General features: G+C 45.2%; 26 protein-coding genes and 1 tRNA gene. 15 read left to right on the top strand and 12 right to left on the bottom strand.

Going from position 1 to position 25,749, the window contains the following annotated elements; all coding sequences use genetic code 11:
- Nucleotides 1–93: 93 nt before the first annotated feature.
- From ACFPFU_RS24420 to ACFPFU_RS24435, 4 genes are all read right to left on the bottom strand, one after another.
- On the bottom strand, nucleotides 94–609 hold the full coding sequence (locus ACFPFU_RS24420; protein WP_377069150.1) for a Crp/Fnr family transcriptional regulator: 516 nt from the start codon (nucleotides 607–609) through the stop codon (nucleotides 94–96).
- 461 nt (nucleotides 610–1,070) lie between these two features.
- Nucleotides 1,071–1,144 (bottom strand) — tRNA-Ala (locus ACFPFU_RS24425).
- Nucleotides 1,145–1,282: 138 nt separating this feature from the next.
- Nucleotides 1,283–1,903: a recombination mediator RecR gene (gene recR / locus ACFPFU_RS24430; RefSeq protein WP_377069152.1), complete on the bottom strand. Its 621-nt coding sequence runs from the start codon at nucleotides 1,901–1,903 to the stop codon at nucleotides 1,283–1,285.
- 10 nt (nucleotides 1,904–1,913) lie between these two features.
- The gene (locus ACFPFU_RS24435; RefSeq protein WP_377069154.1) at nucleotides 1,914–2,201 is read right to left on the bottom strand and encodes an ATP-dependent Clp protease adaptor ClpS; all 288 of its coding nucleotides are present in this window, start codon (nucleotides 2,199–2,201) and stop codon (nucleotides 1,914–1,916) included.
- Nucleotides 2,202–2,254: 53 nt separating this feature from the next.
- Between ACFPFU_RS24435 and ACFPFU_RS24440 the strand changes: the two genes are divergently transcribed.
- Nucleotides 2,255–3,727, top strand: a complete 1,473-nt coding sequence (locus tag ACFPFU_RS24440) for a sodium:solute symporter (protein WP_377069156.1) — start codon at nucleotides 2,255–2,257, stop codon at nucleotides 3,725–3,727.
- A gap of 13 nt (nucleotides 3,728–3,740) precedes the next feature.
- Here the strand turns inward: ACFPFU_RS24440 and ACFPFU_RS24445 are convergent, their stop codons facing one another.
- From ACFPFU_RS24445 to ACFPFU_RS24455, 3 genes are all read right to left on the bottom strand, one after another.
- Complete coding sequence (locus ACFPFU_RS24445) at nucleotides 3,741–4,439, bottom strand: sugar transferase (protein ID WP_377069158.1); 699 nt, start codon at nucleotides 4,437–4,439, stop codon at nucleotides 3,741–3,743.
- A gap of 318 nt (nucleotides 4,440–4,757) precedes the next feature.
- Entirely contained in the window at nucleotides 4,758–5,096 is a 339-nt protein-coding gene (locus ACFPFU_RS24450; RefSeq protein ID WP_377069160.1) for an MGMT family protein, read from the bottom strand.
- Nucleotides 5,083–5,958, bottom strand: coding sequence for a mechanosensitive ion channel family protein (locus tag ACFPFU_RS24455; RefSeq protein ID WP_377069162.1), 876 nt, complete (start codon nucleotides 5,956–5,958; stop codon nucleotides 5,083–5,085). Before ACFPFU_RS24455 ends, ACFPFU_RS24450 begins: the two co-directional genes overlap by 14 nt.
- Nucleotides 5,959–6,050: 92 nt before the next feature.
- On the opposite strand from ACFPFU_RS24455, the gene ACFPFU_RS24460 reads away from it, so the two are divergent.
- The 5 genes from ACFPFU_RS24460 (at nucleotide 6,051) to thrC (ending at nucleotide 12,589) form a co-directional block, all read left to right on the top strand.
- Nucleotides 6,051–6,731: an SDR family NAD(P)-dependent oxidoreductase gene (locus ACFPFU_RS24460; protein ID WP_377069164.1), complete on the top strand. Its 681-nt coding sequence runs from the start codon at nucleotides 6,051–6,053 to the stop codon at nucleotides 6,729–6,731.
- A gap of 145 nt (nucleotides 6,732–6,876) precedes the next feature.
- Nucleotides 6,877–7,554, top strand: a complete 678-nt coding sequence (locus tag ACFPFU_RS24465) for a head GIN domain-containing protein (RefSeq protein ID WP_377069166.1) — start codon at nucleotides 6,877–6,879, stop codon at nucleotides 7,552–7,554.
- 321 nt (nucleotides 7,555–7,875) lie between these two features.
- Nucleotides 7,876–10,323, top strand: coding sequence for a bifunctional aspartate kinase/homoserine dehydrogenase I (thrA, locus tag ACFPFU_RS24470; protein ID WP_377069168.1), 2,448 nt, complete (start codon nucleotides 7,876–7,878; stop codon nucleotides 10,321–10,323).
- 7 nt (nucleotides 10,324–10,330) lie between these two features.
- Nucleotides 10,331–11,269, top strand: coding sequence for a homoserine kinase (locus tag ACFPFU_RS24475; RefSeq protein ID WP_377069268.1), 939 nt, complete (start codon nucleotides 10,331–10,333; stop codon nucleotides 11,267–11,269).
- A gap of 27 nt (nucleotides 11,270–11,296) precedes the next feature.
- A complete protein-coding gene (thrC, locus tag ACFPFU_RS24480) occupies nucleotides 11,297–12,589 on the top strand; it encodes a threonine synthase (RefSeq protein ID WP_377069170.1) in 1,293 nt (430 codons plus the stop codon).
- Here the strand turns inward: thrC and ACFPFU_RS24485 are convergent.
- Entirely contained in the window at nucleotides 12,567–13,316 is a 750-nt protein-coding gene (locus ACFPFU_RS24485) for a carboxypeptidase-like regulatory domain-containing protein (protein ID WP_377069172.1), read from the bottom strand. The genes thrC and ACFPFU_RS24485 overlap by 23 nt on opposite strands.
- Before the next feature lie 392 nt (nucleotides 13,317–13,708).
- Here ACFPFU_RS24485 and ACFPFU_RS24490 point away from each other — a divergent pair, with 392 nt between their 5' ends.
- Nucleotides 13,709–14,677, top strand: a complete 969-nt coding sequence (locus tag ACFPFU_RS24490) for a Kelch repeat-containing protein (RefSeq protein ID WP_377069174.1) — start codon at nucleotides 13,709–13,711, stop codon at nucleotides 14,675–14,677.
- 109 nt (nucleotides 14,678–14,786) lie between these two features.
- Here the strand turns inward: ACFPFU_RS24490 and ACFPFU_RS24495 are convergent, their stop codons facing one another.
- Nucleotides 14,787–15,791: a polysaccharide deacetylase family protein gene (locus ACFPFU_RS24495; RefSeq protein WP_377069176.1), complete on the bottom strand. Its 1,005-nt coding sequence runs from the start codon at nucleotides 15,789–15,791 to the stop codon at nucleotides 14,787–14,789.
- Between the two features lie 287 nt (nucleotides 15,792–16,078).
- On the opposite strand from ACFPFU_RS24495, the gene ACFPFU_RS24500 reads away from it, so the two are divergent.
- Both ACFPFU_RS24500 and ACFPFU_RS24505 read left to right on the top strand, forming a co-directional pair.
- A complete protein-coding gene (locus tag ACFPFU_RS24500) occupies nucleotides 16,079–17,116 on the top strand; it encodes a hypothetical protein (RefSeq protein ID WP_377069178.1) in 1,038 nt (345 codons plus the stop codon).
- 124 nt (nucleotides 17,117–17,240) lie between these two features.
- Nucleotides 17,241–18,314, top strand: coding sequence for a metallophosphoesterase (locus ACFPFU_RS24505; RefSeq protein ID WP_377069180.1), 1,074 nt, complete (start codon nucleotides 17,241–17,243; stop codon nucleotides 18,312–18,314).
- 7 nt (nucleotides 18,315–18,321) lie between these two features.
- On the opposite strand, the gene ACFPFU_RS24510 is transcribed toward ACFPFU_RS24505, so the two are convergent.
- The gene (locus ACFPFU_RS24510; RefSeq protein ID WP_377069182.1) at nucleotides 18,322–18,537 is read right to left on the bottom strand and encodes a hypothetical protein; all 216 of its coding nucleotides are present in this window, start codon (nucleotides 18,535–18,537) and stop codon (nucleotides 18,322–18,324) included.
- A gap of 163 nt (nucleotides 18,538–18,700) precedes the next feature.
- Here ACFPFU_RS24510 and ACFPFU_RS24515 point away from each other — a divergent pair, with 163 nt between their 5' ends.
- The 4 genes from ACFPFU_RS24515 to ACFPFU_RS24530 are packed head-to-tail and all read left to right on the top strand — an operon-like array spanning nucleotide 18,701 to nucleotide 20,876.
- Nucleotides 18,701–19,129, top strand: coding sequence for a hypothetical protein (locus ACFPFU_RS24515; protein ID WP_377069184.1), 429 nt, complete (start codon nucleotides 18,701–18,703; stop codon nucleotides 19,127–19,129).
- Between the two features lie 21 nt (nucleotides 19,130–19,150).
- A complete protein-coding gene (locus tag ACFPFU_RS24520; RefSeq protein ID WP_377069186.1) occupies nucleotides 19,151–19,870 on the top strand; it encodes a hypothetical protein in 720 nt (239 codons plus the stop codon).
- 14 nt (nucleotides 19,871–19,884) lie between these two features.
- Nucleotides 19,885–20,316 (top strand): hypothetical protein, encoded by a 432-nt coding sequence (locus tag ACFPFU_RS24525; protein WP_377069188.1) that lies wholly within the window; start codon nucleotides 19,885–19,887, stop codon nucleotides 20,314–20,316.
- Nucleotides 20,317–20,318: 2 nt separating this feature from the next.
- On the top strand, nucleotides 20,319–20,876 hold the full coding sequence (locus tag ACFPFU_RS24530) for a DUF1349 domain-containing protein (RefSeq protein WP_377069190.1): 558 nt from the start codon (nucleotides 20,319–20,321) through the stop codon (nucleotides 20,874–20,876).
- 12 nt (nucleotides 20,877–20,888) lie between these two features.
- On the opposite strand, the gene ACFPFU_RS24535 is transcribed toward ACFPFU_RS24530, so the two are convergent.
- Both ACFPFU_RS24535 and ACFPFU_RS24540 read right to left on the bottom strand, forming a co-directional pair.
- Nucleotides 20,889–21,977: a hypothetical protein gene (locus tag ACFPFU_RS24535; RefSeq protein WP_377069192.1), complete on the bottom strand. Its 1,089-nt coding sequence runs from the start codon at nucleotides 21,975–21,977 to the stop codon at nucleotides 20,889–20,891.
- A 164-nt stretch (nucleotides 21,978–22,141) separates the two neighbouring features.
- On the bottom strand, nucleotides 22,142–23,509 hold the full coding sequence (locus tag ACFPFU_RS24540; protein ID WP_377069194.1) for a Gfo/Idh/MocA family oxidoreductase: 1,368 nt from the start codon (nucleotides 23,507–23,509) through the stop codon (nucleotides 22,142–22,144).
- Nucleotides 23,510–23,832: 323 nt separating this feature from the next.
- On the opposite strand from ACFPFU_RS24540, the gene ACFPFU_RS24545 reads away from it, so the two are divergent.
- Nucleotides 23,833–24,477: a hypothetical protein gene (locus ACFPFU_RS24545; protein ID WP_377069196.1), complete on the top strand. Its 645-nt coding sequence runs from the start codon at nucleotides 23,833–23,835 to the stop codon at nucleotides 24,475–24,477.
- 14 nt (nucleotides 24,478–24,491) lie between these two features.
- Nucleotides 24,492–25,745, top strand: coding sequence for an FG-GAP repeat domain-containing protein (locus tag ACFPFU_RS24550; protein WP_377069198.1), 1,254 nt, complete (start codon nucleotides 24,492–24,494; stop codon nucleotides 25,743–25,745).
- The last annotated feature ends 4 nt before the right edge of the window (nucleotides 25,746–25,749 follow it).

Consider the following 25,749-nt stretch of genomic DNA (forward strand, 5'->3'; position numbering starts at 1 on the left):
ATGTGTTCGAAAGAATCCAGAGCCATAAACAAAAAGACCTCTACCAGCTCCTACCCTCAAACTGGGAAGAATACCGTCCTAAATAAAATCCCCTTATTTAACAAGACGGGGTTTGTCGGAGGGATACGGATAACAGCTCGCAAAATCATCATAGCGAACTTTGGCAGAAGAACTAATAATGGAAGTTATTCTTTTTTGTGTAGCAATATTATTTCTCTCGTCAAGTTTCAATAACAGTTCATTAAAAGCAGGACATTGTTTGCACAATTTTAATGTGTCTTCTCTTGTAATGAGGAGTAGTTCGCAATCTTCCCACGCATCTATGTTATATTTACTTGGCGTAAACATAACAAAACTCTCACGGTCACCTGCCCACCAATTTTCAACATATAAATTAACGACGTGCTCAACACCTTTTTTATCTACATAGTATTGGCGCATAGCCCCTTTTACAATAAAAGCGAAGTGTTTGCATATTTCGCCTTCCTGTAGTAGATATTGCTTTTTTTTTATCCTTTTTTTAATAAAATGGCTTTTGATGATCTCAAAATCTTTTTCCGAGATTAACGTAGAAGCATATTGATTCAGGTAATCGTGTAGTGCCTGCATGGGAATAAAGTATTTCAGGTAAAATTAATAATTATTTTTTGTTTGATTTTGTGACTTTCGGTGAAGTAAAACAGTATAGAAACGTAGAACTGTTGCCCGCATCTTCGATGAGTACAAAATGTAGACATTCTACAGGATCAAGCAATATTTCCGGGTCTTCGATTTAAACTGTCCACGAATCCCGAAACAAGTCCGGGACAGGTTTTCACAGTCTGCCCCGGACCCGGTCAACGGGTTTCGGGGGATTGACACGAAGGATTTTAACTTAAAAATGTTATGAATAGTCTTTTAAAAGTTGCTATTTACTATATTTTGTAAGCTTTTAAAGCCAAAAAATCCGTGAAAATGAGTGTAATTAGTGGACCAAAATATCAGTCTCTCCAACTTTTCCGCTTGCCCCGTAACACATGGCTAAAAAAATTGGTGAAATAAATAAGGCAGGCTTTGCGGCCTGCCCTAAGTGGAGGATAACGGATTCGAACCGATGACCTCTACACTGCCAGTGTAACGCTCTAGCCAACTGAGCTAATCCCCCTTATTGTTATTTTCACCAGGATCCGGACCGATGGCCTTCCCGACGCCTGTCGGGACACTCTAGCTCCCGATAACTATCGGGATGAGCTAATCCCCCAAAGCGGACTGCAAATATAATTAGGGAATTTAATTCGCCAAATTATTCTGCTGAATAATTTACCCGCGTGAGAATACTCCTTCCGAGGGTCACTTCATCCGTGTATTCCAGTTCGCTGCCGATAGGGATGCCTCGCGCGATGGTACTTACTTTTATTCCTTTTTCTTTGAGTTTCCGGGTGATGTAGAAAGAGGTGGTATCTCCTTCCATCGTGGCTGGCAGGGCAAGAATAACCTCCTCTACATTTTCCCCCAGGTGCGGTTTGTCAATACGTTCCAACAGGGAAGCGATATTGATGTTCTCTGGCCCCACTCCCTGTATGGGGGAAATAATTCCGCCCAGTAGATGGTACAAGCCGTGGTATTGGCCGGTGTTTTCGATGGCCAATACATCCGGAATATCCTCAACCACACAGATGATGTGCTGCTGACGCTGGGTTCCCTCGCAGATGGAGCAAACCGGTTTGTCTGAAACGTTGTGGCATACTTGGCAATACCGTATCTCCTTCCTCAATTTCAGGATAGCCTGCGAGAGCGCTTCTGCGACAGGTTCTTGCTGCTTGAGTAAATGTAGGGTCAATCTTAAGGCTGTCTTTTTGCCGATACCAGGAAGGCGGCTGATTTCTGTTACTGCCTCCTCAATTAATTTGGAAGGAAAGTTCACTAATTGGTCGTTAAATGATGGCTGCCTGAATACCTGCGTCCAAAATAGACTGGCACATGGGCTTTAGTTTTCCGATGCTGCCCTTTTTTACGGTGCACTTGCCTTTATAATGGATGATGAGGGTACACTGTTCGGCCTGATCATGGGAGTGCTTACACACTTTCATCAATACTTTGATGACATGATCAAAAGTGTTGAAATCATCATTGAAAACAACCAGGTCATGCTCCTCCTTGTCTACCAGCTCTTCCAGCAGTATTTCTGCTTCTGTTTCCAATAAATGTTCTAAAGGTTTCATTTTGCAAAGTTAATAATTAATTACAACTTTATCGCCCCGTAGCCTTCAGCAATATGGATTCCAAGTTAACACTAATTGTCATAACATCATATTTTTTACTGTTGTTCCTGGTTTCCTGGCTCACCTCAAAAAACCTTTCGTCTGACACCTTTTTCACAGGCGATAGAAAATCCCCCTGGTTTCTGGTGGCTTTTGGGATGATAGGTGCCTCTTTATCGGGGGTCACCTTTATTTCTGTTCCCGGTGAGGTGGGCAACACCAACTTCTATTATTTCCAGGTGGTGCTGGGTTATACCGTAGGTTATGCGGTGATAGCCACACTGCTTCTGCCGCTTTACTACCGCCTGAACCTGGTTTCCATTTACACCTATCTTGAAGGAAGATTTGGCTTTTGGTCGTATAAGACCGGTGCTTTTTTCTTCATCCTGTCCAGGACTTTGGGCTCGTCAATCCGGGTATTTTTGGTGGCAGGAGTGCTGCAACTGATACTCTTTGACCACTGGGGCATCCCTTTTTGGCTGTCGGTACTGATTACGGTGGGGCTGATCTGGTTGTACACCCATAGGGGAGGAATTAAAACCGTGGTTTGGACAGATACCTTCCAGACATTTTTTATGCTGTCAGCGGTATTGGTGAGCATTTACCTGATAGCGAAAGACCTGGACATCACCTCGATCCATCAGTTAGTGAATACTGTTGCCTCCGAGCCCAGATCCAGCATGTTCAACTGGGATTGGAAAGAGGGAACCAATTTTTTCAAGCAGTTTTTTTCAGGCGCATTTATTGTGATCGTGATGACGGGGTTGGATCAGGATATGATGCAGAAAAACCTTACTTGCCGAAATCTCAGGGATGCACAGAAAAACATGTTTTGGTTTACCATTATCCTGGTAGCGGTCAATCTGGTATTCCTGGCTTTAGGGGTGTTGTTATTCCTCCACGCTGATGTCAATCAGATTCCCGTCCCGGAAAGAACAGATGACCTCTATCCCATGTTGGCCACATCCTACTTTTCCGCATTCGCGGGGATTGTATTTGTATTGGGGATCACAGCAGCAGCTTACAGCAGTGCAGACTCCACCCTGACTGCGTTGACCACGTCTTTTTGTTATGATTTTTTGCAGATAGATAAGCACTACGACAAGAAGGAGAGTATACAACTGAGAAAAAAAGTGCATTTGTTTTTTACTATGGTTGTTTTTCTGATGATACTGGTTTTCAGGTGGGTCAATGATCAAAGTGTAATCAACGCCGTATTTATTATTGCAGGCTATACCTATGGGCCGCTTTTGGGCCTGTACGCCTTTGGTCTTTTTACGGAATATAGGGTGAAGGACCGGTGGGTGCCTGTCGCGGCAGTCACGGCGCCGTTGTTGTCTTATATTTTCGCTGCTAATTCGGAAAATTGGTTTTGGGGCTACAGGTTTGGGTTTGAAATATTGATATTAAATGGGTTATTGATGTTTTTAGGTCTGTGGTTATTGAGGGAAAAAGAAAATGCAACGGAAATGTTCAGTCCACGGTAAAGCAAATGTCGGGTCAATACGCTTTATCGTTGCCCATAATCAAAGAAACAGCAGTCCACAGAATGATTTTGATATCCAACAGAGGCGACCAATTGTTTACATAGAAAATGTCCAGCTTGCACCGGGAATAAATATCAAAGAAATCCCGGGTTTCCCCGCGGTACCCTTTTGCTTGCGCCAGTCCGGTAATTCCCGGTTTGACAGTGTGCCTGTACATGAAATTGTCTATTTCCTGGGAAAACTTATTGTTCATGGGAATGGCATGGGGTCTCGGGCCTACAATGGACATTTCCCCTTTCAACACATTAAAAAACTGGGGGAGTTCATCCAAACTTGACTTTCTTAAAAATGCGCCGAAACGGGTAACCCTTGGATCGTTTTTGGTAGCTTGCTTGGTATCGGCTTCCTTGTTAAGGCGCATAGTTCTGAATTTATAACAATAAAAAGGAACATTGTTTTTCCCGTGTCTTAGTTGCTTGAAAAAAACAGGGCCTTTGGAACCTATTTTTATCAATAAGCCTATGAGGGGAAACAACCAAAAAAACACCAGGATAAACAAGGCCAGACTGATACTTACATCCAGAAAGCGTTTCAGCATAAGTTGGGATTCATTCAAAAAACCATGGGATGTATTCCCATAAGATAGTCTTTTGGTGTGGTTTTTTCTGCCGTTTCCAGGTTTGGGCTTTCTTTCAGTTAAAACATTTGCCATTGAACTTTTCTTTTAAACAATCCCACGTCGAACGCAAACTCGTCTATAATCATGCCAATTTGCTTTACTTGTGTTTTGTACTTATAAAAACGTATTTCAAATTTAGCTTTATTATTTTGAAATTTTTAAAAAATCTAGTTTATTTTTTAAATTTTAATATCATATCTTCGTTTTTGTTTAAAAAATAATAAAAAAACACCGTGAGGGATTTCGGCACAAACACAGCTTCACCTATGGATTTAGAAAAAGGTTTTTTCCGTCTTTTATCAGTGCAATCCTACGGGAATCCCCGGGGTAATTCTGCGAGCTAAAAGAATATTAGAAGGAGAGTTCGACATTCGGATCCCAGAGATGTTTTTCAAAATCCAGTATTTGATCATCTGAAACCCTGATCCCTTCTTTTTCCAGGCGACGCTGCATTTCATCCGCAGAGGAAAAGTGGTGCTTTCCTGTAAGCAGACCCTTTCTGTTCACCACCCTATGAGCCGGAACATCCTCCTGGAGGTGGCTGGCATTCATGGCATATCCTACCATCCTGGCGCTGCCTTTGGCCCCAAGGAAATGGGCAATGGCCCCGTAGGTAGTGACCCTTCCCTCGGGTACAAGTTTTACCACTTGGTATACATCTTCAAAAAACTGTTGTCTATTGATTTTCACTGGAAAGCGCTATTATGGATTGGTTGATTTTTCTTCTGATATTTTTTTCCACGGCCCTGCCCGTGGTGTTCAGCTGGACCTGGAGCTTGAGTTTTACGGCATCTTTTTGTATGGAAAGTGTTTTAAGTACAAAGGAGTCGGGGCTGATTTGGCTGCCAAACTGGTTCACAACCGTCCTAAGTTTGGCTTCCATCTCATTTACATTCAGCGTGGGAAGCAACTTGATTTCGAACTCAAAAGTGAGTTTCCTGATGTTTTGCCGGGAATGGTTGATGACTTGTGAGGAGAGGATAAGGCTGTTGGGAATCATGACCACATCGTCGTCTTCATTTAAGAGCACTACATTCAGCAGGGTGATGTCCAGGATTTTGCCTTTGATTTCACCGATCTTGATATGGTCCCCGAGAGTGATCTGATCTGAAAACATGATAATCAGTCCGTTGATCATATTGGTGATGTAGTCCTTTGACAATAAGGCTATGGCAGCAGCTACAATGGTGATGCTGGATAAAAACTCCAAGGGCCGGATATCAAAAAGGATCATCAATGTGATCAGAAAAATGATGACATTCAATACACCGGCAATCCGGTTTACCCCCAGTACGAAGTTGCTGTGGAGCGGATCCGCTCTTTTTTTGCGGAGGTAAAATCTTACCAGGAAAATCCTTCCCAAAGAGATAATGATGTTTCCTGCGAGCAAAAAAGACAGGGCCGAAAATAGGTTGGAAACCCTTGCAAAAAACAAGGTCTCCGGCATATCCCAATATTCGGAAATTATGGTGAGCAGGAAATACAGGATGACTTTTACAATGAAAAAGATTCTGTTTCTGGTTTCTTTGGCCTCTATGGCGCTTTTCCCCATGTTCATCTTGTTTTTGAAAAATTAATTCTAATTTTATGCTTTGACCTAATAATAAACAAAAATACCAGATTGTATTCAAACAAAACACAAGCATGGACAGAAATATGATTATAACCGGAAGTGCGGGCAATTTAGGAAAGGCTGTGGTCGGCAAATTTAAAAGGGAAGGATTCAGAGTGATAGCGATTATAGAACCGGACAGCGGGGATGAAGTGGAAGAAGCCGATGACGTTTACCAGATCGACGTGACTGACGAAAAAGCCGTGGAAGCTTTTTCCAAGGAATACGTGATGCAGTATGGGGAAGTGGAATGCATGGCATTGCTGGTGGGAGGTTTTGCGTCAGGAAGTTTTGAGAATACCGCAGCCAAAGATTTGGAGAAAATGTTCAAACTGAATTTTTTCAGCGCATTCAATATGGTGAAGTATTTTCTTCCTGTAATGAAAAAAGCCAACAATGGTACGGTCCTGTTTGTCGGAGCCAAGCCCGCCATGCGTTCTGAAGAAGGGAAGGATGTTTTGGCATATGCTTTGAGCAAGGGTCTGGTGATTAATCTTGCGGAACTTACGGCGCAGGAGATGGCGGAAATGAATATCCGGTCCCATGTGTTTGTCCCCAGTATCATTGATACCCCCCAAAACAGAGAAGCCATGCCGGAGGAGGATTTCACCAAGTGGGTAAGTCCGGCGGATATAGCGGAAGCTATGCATTATGCGGCCACCAACACCGCCCTAAGGAATATGACTTTCAAATTGTATGGAGGGGTCTTTTGATAATTAGCAGCTCAAGAAAACCTGTCAGGTTTGATATTGGCGTGCAGTTCGTTATAATAAGGAATCTGCCCAAAACACCAGGAAAGCCTGGCAGGTTCTAGGCAGTAAAGATGATCTCAAATCCCAGTCAACTTAAACAAACACCATGAAACTCAGCATTACAGCCATCTTAATTTGTCTTGTTTCCGTCTGTATGGCCCAGACATCCCAGGAATCGAGGACTTTAAAGGCCTTTGACAAAATCAAGGTTTCCAATGCCATAGAGGCAGAATTAATAAAGGGGAACACCCATGAAATAGAAATCACCGCCTCGGGAATTGCTTTGGATAAAGTGGAAACAGAAGTGAAAAACCGTACGCTGGATTTAAAAATCTCCGGTAGCAGTCCCAGGTCCAGTACGGTAAAAGTGAAGATCATTTATGCTAAACTGGAGGACGTATCGGTCTCAACCAGTGCCAAGGTTTTCGTCCGGGATACTCTGGAATCCCAGACAGTTAAGTTGAATACGGCTACCAACGGTTACTTGGAAGCCGCGGTAAAAGCCCGTTCACTTTCACTGGATGCACAGACCAATTCCCAGATGTCTTTGAGGGGAACAGCCGATCAGCTGTATTTCAATGCCTTTACCAATGCCCAAATAGATGGAGACGGCCTTGAAGCCAACAACGCGGAGGTACGGGTAAATACCAATGCCAGCGGCACTTTTAAGGTACTCGAATCCATCAAAGGGACCGCTGCCACGAGGGGCAGGGTTAAATACACGGGTAATCCCAACCTGGTGGATGTGAAAGTCAACACCGGTGGAGCCATAGATGGACCATGATAACAAGTGGGGGAGATGCCCGTCTCCCTTTCAAGTGCTGCTTTAATTCCCTCATAAAAAACTTGTGATATAAAAAAATTGTCCTTAGAATTGTTGCTTCAAATAAAAACGCATGATTTTCGCAGTAAAAACATTGAAAGGTATATCGGTGACTGAGCCTGCTTGGGGGTTTCGCTGTACTATTTTTTCTGCCGGCAATACCGCTACCGCTGCAACCTTTACTGCCATTACGGGGTAATCCCGTATGCATGACGATATAATCCCTTTCCCTTTAAGGTCTCCAGCAGACTTTTTTCGTACATTTTAACCATACATGTAGCAATGAAAATATTAAAATTTGGCGGCTCATCCATAACTGATCTAGAGAAGATCAAAAATGTGCTTTCCATTGTCAAAAAAGAATCCGCCCAGGGAGAGATAGCGGTTGTTTTTTCAGCCTTTGGAGGCGTGACGGAGGATCTGCTAAAGTGCGCTGAATTGGCTAAACATAATGACCCTAACTATCAGGCCATGTTGCTGGCCATGGAAAGACGCCACCTCCACTTGGTGAAACAACTGATCCCTGTGCAAAAGCAGTCAGCAGTACTGACCTATGTGAAGGTAAGGTTCAATGAACTGGAAGACCTTTATCACGGTATATACCTTATCAAAGAATTTTCCTCCAGAACATCAGATTATGTGGTGAGCTTCGGTGAACGCATCTCTGCCTTTATCCTGGCAGAAGCTTTGAAGGAGAAAGGGCTGGATACCATTTTTTTGGATGCCAGGGAGGTGATCAGGACCAATGATGCTTTCGGCAATGCCAAAGTAAACTTTCCCACCACCAACCAATTGATCTACGATTTTTATTCCAAAAACAAGGGTTTGCTGATCATAACCGGCTTTGTGGCCTCTACAGACAAGGGGGAAACGACAACGCTGGGAAGGAGCGGGTCTGATTATACCGCCGCCATTTTTGCGGCCGCCCTTAAAGCCGGCTCGCTTGAAATCTGGACCGATGTGGCCGGCGTGATGACTGCTGATCCTAAGCTGGTGTATTCAGCCATCACCATTCCGCAGTTGAGCTATAATGAAGCCATGGAACTTTCGCATTTCGGTGCCAAAGTGGTTTTTCCCGCCACTATGCAGCCTGCTATGAAGAGAAAAATACCGATTTATATCAAAAACACTTTTCAACCCGAGGAACCTGGCACGCTGATCTGTGAAGAATCAGAAACCACGAAGCTGATCAAAGGCATTTCTTCATTAAGCCACATCTCCCTCCTCAATATCCAGGGTTCGGGCCTGGTAGAGGTGGTGGGGGTGAGCAGCAGGGTGTTTGGAGCCTTGGCCAAGTCGCACGTGAATGTGATCCTTATCAGCCAGGCCTCTTCTGAACACAGCATCTGTATTGCCATTAAGAGTGCCGATGCAAAAAAAGCAAAAGAAGTAATAGAACAGGAGTTTCACTACGAGATATTGGCGGGGGAAATGGACAAGGTGGTGGTTATGCCCAATATGGCGGTCATTGCGGCGGTAGGTGAAAATATGAAGCACCACCCCGGAGCCAGCGGCAGGCTTTTTCAGGCTTTGGGAAGAAACAACATCAATGTATCGGCCATTGCTCAGGGGAGTTCCGAACTGAATATATCCGCGGTCATTACGCAGTCAGACCTGCAAAAGGGACTTAATGCCTTGCACGAAGCCTTCTTTCTCTCCGATAATAAGGTTTTGCACATATTTTTGATAGGGGTAGGACTGATAGGTAAAACACTGATCAGCATGATCAATAACCAGCTGGCCAAATTGCAGGAGGATTATATGCTGGATATCAAAATCCATGGTTTGGCCAACTCCAGATACATGGCTTTTGATGAGGATGGGTTCGATCTGTCGAAAATGCCGGTCCCTTCCGAAAAAGATCTCCCCATGAACCTGCAGGTGTTCTTGAACACCATGAACAGCATGAATTTTTCCAACTCGGTGTTGGTGGACTGTACCGCCAGCCAAGAGGTGGCAGATACTTATGAAAGGGTGCTTGAGTCTAAAGTGGCCATAGTAACCCCCAATAAAAAAGCCAACTCAGGTTCGCTGGAGAAATACAAATCCCTTAAAAAACTTTCCGGCCAGCGAAACATCAAGTTCTTTTATGAAACCAATGTAGCGGCAGGCTTGCCGGTGATCAACACGCTCCAGGATCTGATTCTAAGCGGAGACAGGGTAATCAGGATTGAGGGTGTCTTAAGTGGGTCCATGAATTATATATTCAGCGAGCTGAGCAAAGGTATTCCCTTTAGCTCGGTGGTGGCCCAGGCCAAAGAAAAAGGCTATACTGAACCCGATCCGCGTGATGACCTGAGCGGTATGGATGTAGCCAGAAAGATCTTGATTCTGGGAAGGGAGGCAGAACAGGAGCTTCATTTTGATGATGTTTCTGTACAAAGCATGGTTCCCGAAGACTGTGCCCACACCAAGTCAGTGGAAGAGTTTTTGGAAAAACTGAAAAGCCATGATGACCATTTCAAAGCGTTGCTGGATGAATCCAACAAAAAGAATGAGAAGCTAAGGTTCATGGCAGTATTGGAAAACGGCAAAGCCACTGTGGGATTGAAGTCTGTCAACAGCCAGCATCCTTTCTATTCACTCGTAGGAAGTGATAACATGATCCTGTTTACTACAGAGCGGTACCATGAATTTCCGATGATCATCAGGGGACCCGGTGCGGGAGCCGATGTGACGGCGGCGGGGGTATTTGCAGATATTATTAGGTTGGGAAATTATTCTAGGTAATATGGAAATGCAAAAAGTTACTGCCTTCGCGCCGGCTACTGTGGCCAATGTCTCCTGCGGCTTTGATATCCTGGGTTTTGCTGTGGATGATTTGGGTGATAAGGTCACCGTTTCACTTTCAGGCAATCCAGGCATCCGGGTAACCAAAATAGAAGGGGATAAGGGTAAGCTGCCTTATGAAGCCGATAAAAATACCTGTGGTGTGGCCATCCATGCCATGCTGGAACAAATGGACTTCGAAGGGGGTTTGGAGATCGAATTATACAAAGGACTCCCCCTCGGAAGTGGAATGGGATCCAGTGCGGCCAGCGCGGTGGCAGCCCTAGTGGCTGTAAACAGGTTGTTGGGAAATCCTTTCGAAAAAAAGGAACTGCTGCCTTTTGCCATAGAGGCGGAAAGGATAGCCTGTGGAGCGGGCCATGCCGACAACGTGTCCCCTGCTTTGTTGGGGGGCTTTGTTTTGATCAGGGATTATCACCCCTTGGACGTGATACCTCTCAATGTGCCAAGGGGCCTGTACTGTACCTTGGTGCATCCCCATCTGGTGCTTAATACCTCTGATTCCAGAAGTGTATTGCGGAGAAATGTTTCTTTGAAAGATGCTACCACGCAGTCCGGAAACATAGCCGGTTTGGTGGCCGGGCTTTTTCAGGAGGACATGTCTTTGATCAGCCGTTCTTTGAATGATGTGATCGCCGAGCCATCCAGGTCTGTGCTGATTCCCGGCTATGATGAGGTGAAGGAAGCCATAAAGGCAGCCGGGGCTTTAGGATGCGGCATATCAGGCTCGGGGCCAACCATTTTTATCCTCTCTCCCAATGAGGAAATCGCCTGGGAGGTCAGCCGCCTGAGCCAGCAAGTCTTTGAAAAAATTGGACTCCCCATTGACCTGTATGTTTCCGCTATCAATACACGGGGTGCATACATTATTGAAGAAGAACAGTAAATTGATGCTACCATAAGGAATATCCACATGAAGTTTTACAGTACCAATGATCAAAATCACCTTGTCTCCTTAAAGGAAGCAGTCATTAAAGGCCTGGCGCCTGACCAAGGTCTGTACATGCCGGAAAATATTCCGCGTTTGCCGGGGTCATTTTTCGAAAATATAAGCCAGCTGTCCTTTAGGGAAATAGGGTACGAAGTTACCCGGGCTTTGTTTGCCGAAGATCTTCCGGAGCAGCAAATCAAGGAACTGGTGGATCACACGCTGGAGTTTGATGCTCCTCTCGTCCAGGTGGAAGATCATGTGTATACACTGGAACTTTTTCATGGGCCTACATTGGCTTTCAAGGATTTTGGGGCCAGATTCTGCTCTAAGCTGATGAGCCTGCTCTTGGGCAAGCAACAGGTGAAGGTGCTGGTGGCTACCTCGGGAGATACCGGAAGCGCCGTGGCCAACGGCTTCTATGGTGTGGAAGGGGTCGAAGTGGTGATTCTCTATCCATCCGGAAAGGTAAGTGAGCTTCAGGAAAAACAATTTACCACATTGGGTGGAAATGTGGCCGCCTTGGAGGTGGAAGGCTGTTTCGATGACTGTCAGAAGATGGTGAAACAGGCTTTTCTGGACCCCGAACTGAATCAACAGATGATCCTCACCTCTGCCAATTCCATCAATATTGCCCGATGGATACCGCAGAGCTTTTATTATTTTTATGCCTACTCCAGGCTTCAGAAAAAGCGGGAGAAAGTGGCCTTTGCTGTCCCCAGCGGTAATTTTGGCAACCTGGCAGCCGGTATTTTGGCAGAAAGAATGGGGCTTCCCATAGATAAGTTTATCGCTGCCACCAATGTCAATAAAGTGGTTCCGGACTATCTCGCCGGAGGTGCTTTTGAAGCCAAACCTTCCATACAGACCATCAGCAACAGCATGGACGTGGGGAATCCCAGTAATTTTTACAGACTGTTGGCTTTGTTTGGAGGAGACGAATCGGGATTGAAAGCCAAAGTAAAGGGCTTTTTCTATTCCGATGAACAGACCCGCTCGGCGATGAAAGCCGTAAAAGCTACCTCTGGCTATACGCTGGACCCCCATGGGGCGGTTGCCTATTTGGGGTTGACGGATTTTATGGCACAGCATCCCGATGCCTATGAAGGGGTGTTTTTGGAAACGGCACACCCCGGCAAATTCCAGGCGGTGGTAGAGGAAACGCTTGGTACAAAGATCAGTTTGCCTGACCGTTTGGCGGCATTTTTGAAAGGGAAAAAGAAAGTGGACCAGCTTCCGAATGATTATGGAGCCTTCAAAAAGTATCTATTGACGTAAGTTCGACACGCCTGCATATGATCTTTTTGAGGGGCTCATTCTTTGTTTTCAAAGTACCGCCTATAGCTGCCCTTATTCCTATTATACAAGTAGGGATATAGGAGCCCCGGGGGGACTGTCCCGATGCGTTGCTTTTTGAAGGCACTGCCGAACCTCTTTTCAGCACTTTGATGACTTGGAGCAAACCAATGGAGGGGTTGGTGGAGAAAAAACTCACCTCATAGGGGCTTTTGATGTTTTTGAAGAAGGTATCATAGCTGTTCAGATCGTGCATATAGCCCAAATGATGGATTTTTTTGATGTAATCCAGGTTGTTTGCGGCCATAGCGGCTTCCCTGTTGACAGGCGGTGGGGTTTGGATGATGATTTGTTTAAATTGATCCTCTTCCGGCAAAGCCCGGATGGTAAAGGGGTCCAGCTCAGTTTCTGCCGGTTCCAGCTTGATCACCATAACTTCTTTCGGTTTGGAATTGATTTCGGTTGTTTGTTTTGTATAGCCTATATGGGAGATTTGGAGCTGTGTTGGACCGGATATCCATATGGAAAAATAGCCGTTACTGTCTGAAACGGCCTGTTGTTTAGGCCCCAAAATGTGGGCACTTTCAACGGGCTTTTGGGAATTTTTATCCATAAGCCTGCCTTTCAACCAATACCCTTCTTCCTGGCTCCTCCCCGAAGGACTGATGGCGTGAATCAACAGCCAGACAACAAATATTTTCTGTCTCATATTGTAAAAAATAAGTATAGAGGAAATTCATTTAAAAATAAATTCTGCCATTTTAAATTTTTTGAAGTTAACATTTGTTAACTGCGTTTTTAACAATATATAAGATTTGATCGCATTCCCCGATTCAGGAATTCTACGCGGGAATTTCAAATAAAAGGGTGTTATTCTGATGGAAATGCTCCCGGTCTTGATATCTCCGGAAAAGTCATGGTTGCCGGTGATGGCTCTGAAAAGCGTTGGTTTGCCTGTACCGTTTTCCCCATTGGTCAAATAGATACACGGATTAAGATGGAGGGAGCCGGCTGTCAGGCTTTTCGATACTTTAAACATGATGCCGAAAAATGGGATGGATTTTGTAAATTCAGCCTTTGTTATTTAAATCCTCAACGAATATGAAGAAAAGAACCTATTTGACCTTTCTTTTTCAATTTATGGCATTGACTTTTGTCTTTGCCCAGGAGTGGAAAACATTGAGTCCTGAAGGGGAATGCACGGCAAGACACGAATGTGCCGCCGCGGCATGGGACGGCAAACTGTACCTTTTGGGAGGCCGCGGTATGAAGCCGGTGGAAGAATATGATCCTGCAGACGATCGGTGGTCCGTAAGGTCTACCGCCCCCCTGGAGATGCATCATTTTCAAGCCGTCACTTATAATGACAAAATATATGTGATCGGTGCCTTCACCGGTGGGTATCCTCATGAGACGCCGATTCCCAATGTTTACATTTACGATCCTGTAGAGGACAAATGGACAAAAAGCCACGCTGTCCCCGAAGATCGCAGGAGGGGCGCCGCCGGGGTTGTCGTCCATAAGGATAAATTTTATATAGTAGGAGGTATTGAAGATGGCCATTGGGCAGACAACAGGGATTATTTGGATGAATACGATCCCAAAACGGGGGAATGGAAGAAATTGCCGGATTTGCCCCGTGTAAGGGATCATTTTCAGGCAGTCGTGGTGGATAACAAGCTGTATGCTGTGGGTGGGCGAAAGTCCTTTGCCAAAGAAGGGGTAGGTTTTGAATCCACCTATGCCGAGGTGGATGTTTTTGATTTTGCTGCCCAAAAATGGGAAACCCTACCGGATGAATTCCACCTGCCCACGGAGCGGGCCGGGAGTTCAACCGTCAATTACCGGGAGGGCTTTATCATCGCAGGAGGAGAAAGCGGCAATCAGGTTCCGGCCCATGATGAAGTGGAGTTTTTTGTACCGGGAAAAGGATGGTCGTTACTTAACCGGATGGAAAGGGGCCGTCATGGTTTTCAGGTGGTTGAGATCGGAGGCAACTATTACGTGGCAGCCGGATGCGGCAACCGTGGAGGAAGCCCGGAACTGAACAGCCTGGAAGTGATGCGATAAGGTAAAATACCCCACGGATTGCGCGGAATCCACAGGTGAAACAAAACCGTACCCATCTGCGCAACATAAGTGGCTGACATCTTTGCCGCATCCGCGTCCAACCAGGTTTCTATTTTAACTCCAATTGTAGTCTTCTTTCCCTCAATTCCCTCCAGGTGGTCATGATGATCCCTTCTTTTTCCAGAAAGTCGATGAATTCAGGATCCATCATGGCCAGCATATCCCCTTTTCGGAGAGAAGCGCTGGGAGTGATCTTTTCGAAATGCGGCGTGCTGTTGGTGCTGTGGACAATGATTTGGGTGACTCCGGGTTTCAACGCTTTCACGGTTTCTTTGAACTTCGCCGTTTTATAAGCCCTGATCTTGTCATCATCCCCTTCTATTTCCGGGGATATTTTCCAGCTATAGCTGCTGGTATGAAGGTCGTCGAGGACGGGGAGACCGGATTTCCAGATTTCCTCTCCCATTTTTCTCAACGCCTGCATCTGCTGATCGGAATACTCGGTTTCCTGTTGAATCAGTGTGGCATGGCCGGCTGGAAACATCACAGGAATCCGGTTTTCAATTCCGAGCTGGATGTACTTTTGTAAGAAAGCCTCATTGGCAAATAAAGTACCCATGTGGGAGTCCAGATGCGTTGGCTCAAAGCCCATACTCCGGAATTTTTCGAGTTGGGCCTTGATCTCAATATAAAGCTCTTCCGGATTTCCATGGGTGACCACATCTTTTACGGATGGCCAAAGATAGCCTTGTTCATCCTTTAAGCTAGGGGTCATATGGCCGGCCACGGGGCCCCATCGGTACCCTTTCCACTCGGAGGTAAGGGTAAGATGTACACCGGCATCCGTCTCAGGGTTCTCTTCGAGGTATTTAAAATAATCCGGTACCCATGAACAAGGCATCATGATGGAACAGGAATTGGCTGCCCCATGGTCCATGGACATGATGGTGCCTTCATTGGCCTCGTAGGACATGCCCGTGTCATCTACATGGATGATCAAAACCTTTGCTCCTTTTGGGTAGCCCAGCTTCTCGGCATAGGTTTGTCCGAATCCAATCTGACAAAAAATAAAAAGGTGGAAGGAAATGCTCAAAAAAAGATTCTTCAGGTTCATAGGGGATAATAATTAATGGTTTAACATATGGCCAATGACAAATACAATACTTCATTTAAGTCAAATGTTCCTATTTCCGTAGAAATAATTTCATGTTTGATGCCGTTGATTTACGCCTTTTTTGACGGGATGTGAGAAAGCGGTTCCTTGAAATTTGCTTTGTCCTTTTATAAAATATAATTTTGAGTTGTTCGAATGTTTTTGCTAAGCGTGTTCCTGACTCTGGGCAACATTCCCCATATGGGGATTTGCATGATCATCCCTAATTATTGAAAGCAAATATAGAAATGGAAGATACCCAACCTGTTGAAGAAATAAATGAAATCAAAGGTTTGTTTTTTATGCCCCAAACAGCCCAACAGCAAAAATTCAGTGATGTGGACAACCATGCAGGCCTGCAATTTAATTACTATGATCCCGCAAAGCATTCTGATGAAAACCTCAATTATAAGTTTTTGCTCCCTGCATTGGAAAGCATCAAAGGCTCGGATTTTGATTTTGTCCTTGGTTTTGATCATGGATTACAAAGGATGATCATCGGCTACCCTCATCCGGATGGGAAGTTTCTTGTTTTCAATGCCCACCAACAGGCAGCGATGCTTGCCCACTATTTTTTGCGCACAAACCAGAACGAGGCGGATAGGTTGGTAGTAAAAGGCTTGGTGCTTTCTCAGCAGATAGACAAGATCATCACTAAAAACGGAGGGATTTATAGGGAATCCCATGCCGGATATGACCATTTGAAAGAAGTCATCTCAAGTGTGGATCAAGAAGTGGTTTTTTTGGCATTTGATGAAAAAAACCATGTGATGATGAACCTGGAATCCGGTGAGAATATCAAGGAGATATTGCGTTTTTTTATAGAAATGATGGCCGGGCTTAAGGCCCAAAAAAAGGGACTGTACGATTACCATGTGGACATTCAGGTCCGGTACAAACTGTATGCAGAGAAGACTTTCAACATTTCTTCAGAAGGTGAGAACAAGAAAATATTTGACCGGTTCAGGCTTCATCCTCCCTCTGATGCCATGCATGAGGAGTTGGTTTCTATATCTGATTTTAAGAAAAGACTTTTTTCCAATAAACTTACCGGCCGGAAGAGTGAAATCGAACTGGAGCAGATGGACATGGTTCAGTTGGAATACAGCAGCGGTTTAAAAATCACGGTGGAAATGACGGATGAAGGATCGAAGCTGTTTCTTCATCTCAGTGATTACACAGACTGCTATAACAAAGAGTCTTTTCCGGAAGCCCGCAAAAATATCCATGACAGGTTATTGAAAGTGGTGGTGTCATTGGGCAAAATGGTGATCAATGTGAACTGATGTCAAGATGAATTTGATTTGATTGGTCAAAAGACAGTATCATTGGCGGAGTTTTTTTATAGAAAGCTGCCGTACTTTTTTAGTTGTTGGTAAATTTAGAACTCAATAAAAGCTTGTCCTGAAAATGAAAAACGTTCTTGCTCTCAGTATTGTATTTTGGTTCTTTGTCGGTTTTATTGGTCCACTTTGTGCGCAGCAGGATTATGAAGCCCCTACTTTAAAAAGTGATGATGGCTGGACCCTGGTGCTTTTCCCCGATACCCAGAGTTATGTGAAATTCAAAAGAAACCAGCCTATACTGGACCTGATGGCCAATTGGGTAGTGGAAAACATAGACCCACTGAATATACAACTGGTTTTGCATGTCGGGGATTTGGTAGAACACAATGCCATACTGAACCCTGATGGGAAAATAGGCAACCAACCTGGCAAGTCCCAGTGGGAAGCCGTATCAAAATCAATGGGAGCATTTGATGATAAAGTGCCTTTTATTGCTACCACCGGCAACCATGATTATGGAATAAAGAACATTGAAAACAGGAAAACCTCTTACAACGATTATTTTCCCATTGACAAAAATTTTCACACGCAGAAGCTGTTAAGAGAACATGCACTGGATGAAGAAGGCATGCCTACCCTCACCAACGCGGCTTATGAATTCAAGGCGCCGGATGGCAGGCGGTTTTTGGTTCTGGTATTGGAATTCGCTCCCAGAGAGGCCAACCTGAACTGGGCAAAAGAAGTGGTTTCAAAAAATGAATATCAGGACCATACCGTGATTTTATTAACGCATAGCTATCTGAACAGAAACAACGAACACATTGAAACGGAGGGTTACCCCATTTCAGATAAAAATTACGGAAAAGCCGTTTGGGAGAAGTTGGTGAAGCCATCTGCCAATATTCAAATGGTTTTCTCGGGCCACATTGGAGCCCCCGACGATATGGATGGCCACGTGGGCTTCCGCACCGATCTTAATGCTGCGGGGAAAAAAGTGCACCAAATGACATTTAATGCCCAGGCTCTCGGTGGGGGCTGGTATGGCAATGGTGGAGATGGATGGATTAGATTACTTGAGTTTGACGGCAATCAAGTAAGCGTCTCCACTTTTTCACCTTTTTTTGCCATTTCACCAAGTACCCGTCATCTGGCTTGGGGTGATGGGCCATTCAAGTCCTTTACGTTTGAGCTGGATTGATATACGGTTAGTTCTGCTTTTTGCGGTCTTCCTTGCTTTTCCGTTTGTCGAGGTTGTCTACTTCCTCGTCTTTCTTTTCCCGGTCAGGATATTCATCTCTCCTGGGAGGTCTCGGGCCTCCTCCTGAAGTTCCGGGAGTCTTTCTGTTACTTCTTTTGTCCACTCCATCACCAAATTTGATTGTGTACGGAGGGAAACGATGGGGAGATTGGCTCTTTTGCATAGTTGGTGATGTTTATAATTAGTTGGTTAAGGGTAAAAGTCTAAAAACCATGCCACAAAAATTTTTATCCGATCTGTAGCAATAGGTAAGATTTTTGCGTCTACACTATGCGATAACCTACCACAAAGTGGGAAACTGTAACCAACTATTATATAAATTTCATATGCTGCGAAAGTTACTTTGCGTTTATTTGCTCATGGGCATGCTCTTTTATGCCTGTGATGAAGACAGGGATGAGGGACCTGTCAGCCATATTGATTTATCCAGAAGCAGATGGCAGGTTCAGGGGTTTGTGGAGTCGCATGACAGTGAACTCCTCTCCAGTAGGTCAAAATATGTGCTGGAATTCGTCAACGATTCCCTTTTTACCATTAATCTGGATGCCAATCGGTATTTTGGAATATATGAGTCCGAAGAAAACGGGTATTTTAAAATCAGAACCTTACAGAAAAAGGAGGAAATCTGCTGTGACAGCCAGTATGCAAATGCATTGTTACAAAAAATTTTAGAGGCAGGCTACCACCATTACAATGGGGAAACGCTCACGCTTAACGGAAACGGAGAAATTCATCTTGGTAGAGTAATAGAATAAAAAGTTATAATAGATTATTGTATGAAGAACAGTATTTTTTGCGCAATAACGTTGACCTCGTGGGCACTGCTGGCCTGTGACAGCGATGATGCCGATCCCGGTCAGCCGAAGACAGAACATGTTTATCGTTTTGAGGAGAACATGGAGGGATGGGCAGGTGATTTTGCTGATCTTCCGGTGGATGGGCAGGATATTTATGAACTGGAAGTTGGACATGAACAATTGCCGGAAGAGACAGGAAAAGCTGAATGGGCCATCATGATGAAAGGGCACAACAGGAGTGATGACCTTTTTATGTTTCTCAAAAGAAAAATTGACGGACTGAAACCTTCCACCACTTACAATCTTGTATTTGACCTGGAGATCGCTTCCCAATATCCCGAAGAATCTGTGGGGATAGGAGGTAGCCCCGGGGCGTCCGTTTATTTAAAAGCAGGAGCCACCATCAGCGAACCGGAGGCGGTAGTGGAAGAGGAAGGGGTGGAAGATTATCTCAGGATGAATATCGACAAAGGAAATCAGGCTCAGGATGGCGAAGACATGTTTGGAATAGGAACCATCGGCATAGAGGGAGAGGAATTTCGGTATGAGTTAATTTCAAGAAGCAATGCGGACAGGCCCTTTCCCATCACTACGGATGCAGATGGCAGCATCTGGCTGATTGTGGGGACCGACTCGGGGTTTGAAGGGTTGACTGTCTTGTATTATAATCAAATAAAAGTTACTTTAATAGAACAATAAGGGAGTGCTTAAACATGTCAGGCAATTATTATAAACTATTTATCAGCGTTGGTCTGTTCACCCTGGCATGTTGTTTATCCTGTTCAGCAGATGAGGAGATCATCACCTGTCAGCGCGTCCCCGTTTGGGATGATGAACTGGACGCTACCTATGGAGATCCGGTGGTTATTTCCCATGCCGAGATACTGAGTAATTGTATCGAAATCAGGTTTAACTATGCCGGATGTACTGAAAATGCCTCGTTTCATCTTGCCATCGTGGAGGCGGACAATGATGTATTTCCGCCGGAACGAGATGTGAGGCTGGCCTTGGCCCAGGACGGAGACTGTGCCATTACCCATCACGGCACCTTAAGGGTAAATCTGACTTCACTACAGATGGCAGGTTCCGAAAGGGTATTACTCAACCTGTCCGGATGGGCGGGACAACTTGAATATGGATATTAGTCATGGCAGGGCATAAATATGAATTTTTTTGGCACAACCCGCCGCAGGAGTGGTCTTTTTCCCATGAAACCCTCGTTTTACATGCAGATCCAAAAACTGATTTCTGGAGAAAAACCCATTATGGTTTTGTCCGTGATAATGGTCATTTTTGGTATGTAAATCAAAAAGGGGATTTTGAAGCTACCGTAAAGCTGGTGGCCGAATACCGGGACCAATACGATCAGGCCGGTCTGATGGTCCGCTTGGACAACGAAAATTGGGTCAAAGCAGGTGTGGAATATGTAAATGGGGTACAGCATGCCAGCGTGGTGGTGACCCGGGAATTTTCGGATTGGTCGGTAAAATCACTGGAAACCGCGCCAACGGCTATCTGGCTGAAAATGAGAAGAGAACATGACTTTTTAGAGATAAGTTATAGCATAGATGCGGAGCGCTTTCAAATGTTGCGATTGGCCTATTTTCCGCCATCAGTTGAAATGCAAGTGGGAATAATGGCAGCAGCCCCGGAGGGGAACGGCTTTAAAGCCCTATTTGAAAAATTTCAACTGCGCAATTTGTAGCTGTTAGAATAATCAATATCCGGTAATCTCCTTCATTAGCCTGAAAAAGCCTTTTTTCCTTTCCGAACGGATATCCCAATCCACCGGTACGCTCTGATAACCCTCTTCGAATCCTTCATCTTTCATTCTGAAATCAAAATACCCCCAGGAAGCATAAGCAGAAACCGCTGCTATGAAATTGTTCCAGTCCTTGTCAAAATCAAAATGATCATCTTCATTGAACAAAATGGGCATGGGCCGGTAGCCTTCGACCTCCCGGGTTTCTTCTACCATGGCCACAATCCGGTCAGGATCTGATACGCCGTTTCCATGCAGCAGCAGAAAATCAGCGGTTTGGACCACATTAGGCAGTGGTACAAAACCTCCGCCGTAGCTGGTGCTGACATAGTAGCTATAACCGTTCTTTTCTTTTTCCCTGGCCAGTTTGATCAGTTCATGAACGCGTTCGGGTTGGAGGATCTCATGACTGTACCTGATATTGCATTCGTTGTTGATTTCGACAAGGATATTTCTGTAGGCTTTTTCATGTAACCAATCCATGGCATTGTTCACACCGTTAATGACCGCTTTTTCATCTTCGAGCCGATGGTCCTGACCAAAATAAAAGAAACCTACTATAGGCACCATTCCCAGCTCATCTGCTTTGTCAAGGATTTTTTCAAGCCTTGCTATAAAATCGGGTCTTAATTCCCCTTTTTCGGTGAAAGCAGAGTTATGCCAAGGCTGTTGCCTTGAATATCCCTCAGGACTGCCTCCCTGGAGGTTAATAGTAAATGAAAGCATGCCATGGGATTTCCAGTTTTCCATGTTCTGAATGAACTCATCGGTGTTTCTGTCCGGATCCCATTTTCCCGTATCGGGATATTTCCACTTGCCCATGGTTTCGGGATTCAGATCATCAAAAATACCCTGGACCATTCTTGAGTTCATCAGCAGCCCCTCTATTTCGTGGCCTTTCCAGGTTCTCCCCTCGTAGGTGGGTGTGCCGTTGATATAAAATTTATCACCCCGTATCTCCACACGGGTGTTTCTTTTTTGCTGTGCAAAAGCGGTGGTGCCTATGATTAATGCCATCAGCGAGGCCAAGACGAGTCTGTTCATTTTGCTGGGGGTTTGGGCTGTTCGATTAAAGAAATGAGCTTATCATTGAGGGGAGCCGTATCGGATGACAGGGGGTCCGTAATCGGCCTTTCAAGTGAAGCGATGGGCGGAACCAAATCTATGTATGTTCGGCTCCGCCACAATGAATTGATTGATTTCGACCCTTATATCGTAGTGGGTTCCGGATGAATGTAAGGATCTCTGTAGGGCCTTCTGAGCATTTGAGTAGCTTCTTCGTCGCCTACCACCACCATTTTCTGAGGGTCGTATACCAACGGCCTGCCAAGCTTCATGGACATATTGGCAAGGATACAGCTGGCAGTGGATATATGTCCTTCCTCAACATCGGCCACAGGCCTTCCACCTTTCTCGATGGCTTCCAGGAAGTTGAGCATCTGTCGTCTGGTCGCAGGAGCCGCGTGTAATTCCATGCCGTCTTCGTTCAGGTCTTCAGGGTATTCTTCCTTTTCATATAGGGTTTCCTGGGAGATGATTTCCCCACCTCCATGAGGAACAAATTCGTATTTCATCACACTGGCCTTAAGGGTGCCCTTGTCTCCATAAATCTTATAGGCCCAAGGGTATTCAGGGTCCTGCGGGGTGCCCCAACTGCGGTGGTTCCATACGCAATCCAACTCATCATATTCAAAGGTGGCAGTCTGGGTGTCAGCGATGGTGGATTTACCACCTTTCTGCACATAAATTCCTCCGGTAGCATAGATTTTCTTAGGCCAGCCAAGACCCAGTGTCCATCTCACCGCATCAAACATATGCACGCACATATCACCGGTGATCCCGTTGCCATACTCCATCATGGTACGCCACCACCTGCGATGCGGCAATCCGTCAAAAGGTCTCATCGGAGCAGGGCCGGTCCATTGTTCGTAATCAAAAAAATCAGGTACAGGCTGTACTTCAGAGGTACCGTTGGCCCGCATGTGATAATAACAGCACATCTCCGCATGGGAAACTTTTCCCAGAAGGCCGGCATCCACAATTTTATGCTTGGCATCCACCAAGTGAGGGGTACTTCTTCTTTGGGTGCCTATCTGCACCACTTTGTTGTATTTTCTGGCAGCCGCCAGTATGGACTCCCCTTCTATCACATCCACGCTGATGGGCTTTTGAAGGTAAACATGGGCGCCTGACTTGATAGCATCTATTGCATGGAGTGCATGCCAATGGTCAGGGCTGCCTACCAGTACAATATCCAAGGGGTTTTCCTGGAGCATTTGACGGTAGTCATTGTATTTTTTTGGGACCTTCCCGGATTTTTGTCTTTTACTGACCAGGACACCTGCCTCATCCAATAAGTTTTTGTCAGGATCTGCCAAACAGATGACTTCTACGGGAGCTACTTGTATCAGCCTGAAAAGGTCACTTTTACCATACCACCCGGTCCCGATCAGCCCTACGCGGTAAGGTTCATTCCTGTCCATCCATTCCATTCCATGAGCACCAAAAGCGGTCAAGGCCATCAATGCCGTGCTCCCTTTAATAAATTTCCTTCTGTTTATATTGAGATGATTCATTGAAATAATGGGTTTATCAATTTTTTTTAAAAGTCAATATATAAAAATTTTTAGGCAGTGGAGATGTTTTTATTCCGGAGATTGACTTTTGGACTATTTTTCTTTTAAACGGCCAAATGTTGTAGTACTTTTCAGCTTAATCCTGTAGATTACCCAAATTGATGGCCTGCTTTCAAGAAGTACAGGCGATTCAATGGCTAACCCGAAACCCGGTGTTCCGGTACAGAAAAACCGTCCGCAAAAAAAACATGAATGGCCCATGACATATGTTTGTTGTTTATATTTCTGATAACATTTATCCACTTCCCCATCCTATGCCCCCTATGAAAACACATTCGATTTTCCCGAAATTCGTAGCTGTTTTGGTTTGTCTCCTGTATGGTTGCAATGACAACAAAATAGGTATATTTGATCATAGCCAGGATATCGGCAATCCGGTCCTGAAGGGTGAAACCCATTATGACCCTGAAACGGAAACCTATACCTTGAAAGGAGCCGGCTACAATATTTGGTTTGCGAGGGACGAGTTTCATTACCTTTTTAAGGAAGTCCATGGAGATTTCAAACTCAGGGCACAAATGGATTTTGTAGGGGAAGGGAAAGACCCACATCGGAAGATCGGTATCATGTGCAGAGAAAGCAGGGATGAGGATGCGGCACACATTACGGCCACAGTCCACGGAGACGGGCTGACGGTACTTCAATGGAGAGAGCAAAAGGGAATGGAAATGAGGGATCCGGAAGACGAGATTTTCGCTCCGGAGAGCCATTATCAGGTGTTAGAGTTGGAAAGGAAGGGGAATGAATTTGTCATGCGTGGGGCGAGATCGGAAAATGACCCATTGGTCACCATAGGTGCTCATACGCTGCCGGACGTTCCATCTGATGCCTTAGTCGGGATTTTTATATGTTCACATGACGCGGATACACTGGAGGAAGCCCGTTTTTTTAATCTAGCTATGGAGTGATAAATCAGCATGCAATGACAATACTTTACACATTTTATCTGCTTTATGGATGCTTTTTCCTAAAGTTAGCCTGGATGGCTGGGGAAGGTTTGTCAGACCAGGAAGTTCCTTGGAAGATGCATGTTATAGATAGCTCGTCAAGAGGGGCTGATGGCACGAAATTGACTGATGTGAATGGCGACGGGCACGAGGATATCGTCGTGGGCTGGGAAGAAGGAGGTGTGACCAGGTTATACATTAACCCCGGGGAGCCGGATTTGGAGTGGACGTACATAGAAGTACCTTCTCCAGATGTGGAGGATGCTTTTGCAGTTGATTTGGATGGAGATGGGTACATGGATTTGGTGACCCTTTCTGAAGGCAGTCACCAAAGAATCACTGTCCATTGGGGACCTTCGGATTGGGAATTATATTACCGATCGGAACATTGGGTTTCCCAGGATATTCCCGTAACCATAGGGATGACTCGCTGGATGTTCGGCAGACCACACCATATGGACGGAAACAACGGCATTGATTTAGTAGTTGGATCCAAAAATCCCAATGGTACCTTGGGTTGGATGGAGTCACCTTCCGATCCAAGAAACCTTGATGAGTGGCAATACCATGAATTGTCTCCGGCCGGGTGGGTGATGTCGATTGAGTTGGTGGACATGAACGGGAATGGTAATGAGGATATCCTTCTTTCCGACCGGTACGGGGAGATGACAGGGCTGAGGTGGCTGGAAAGACCGGAAACAGGAAACTTGTTTGAGCCTTGGGCCAATCATTTTATCGGTCTCCAGGAAGGAGAGCCGATGTTTTTAGGCTTCGTACCTCCACAGAACAAAGAAAACGGTCAAATTTTTTCTGCTATCATGTTACCGGATTTGGTGAGGGGGTGGGAATGTTATTTTAAAAAAGATGAAACCTGGGAAAACAATTTTATCCCTTATCCTGTAGGCAGCGGCACCCGCGGAAAATCCGTAGCATTTGGGGACATCAATGGAGGTGGGGGTGTGGATATGGTGGCTTCTTTTGAAGGGGCCAGCGGACGATCGGGAATCATCGGGATCATAGACGTTTTCTCGGATTCTCCAAAAGTCGTGGATATCAGTGGGGCGCCAGGGGTGAAATACGATCTGGTAGTGTTGGTAGATATGGATGGGGACGGGGATTTGGATGTTCTGACTTCTGAGGAAACCGCAGAAGACGGCAGCAAGAAAGGTTTAGGGGTGATCTGGTATGAGAATCCCAAAGGCGGGAATGTTCCGGAAAAAGTAAATTAATTCT

It is taken from the genome of Negadavirga shengliensis, from assembly GCF_042652345.1.
Lineage (GTDB): Bacteria > Bacteroidota > Bacteroidia > Cytophagales > Cyclobacteriaceae > Negadavirga > Negadavirga shengliensis.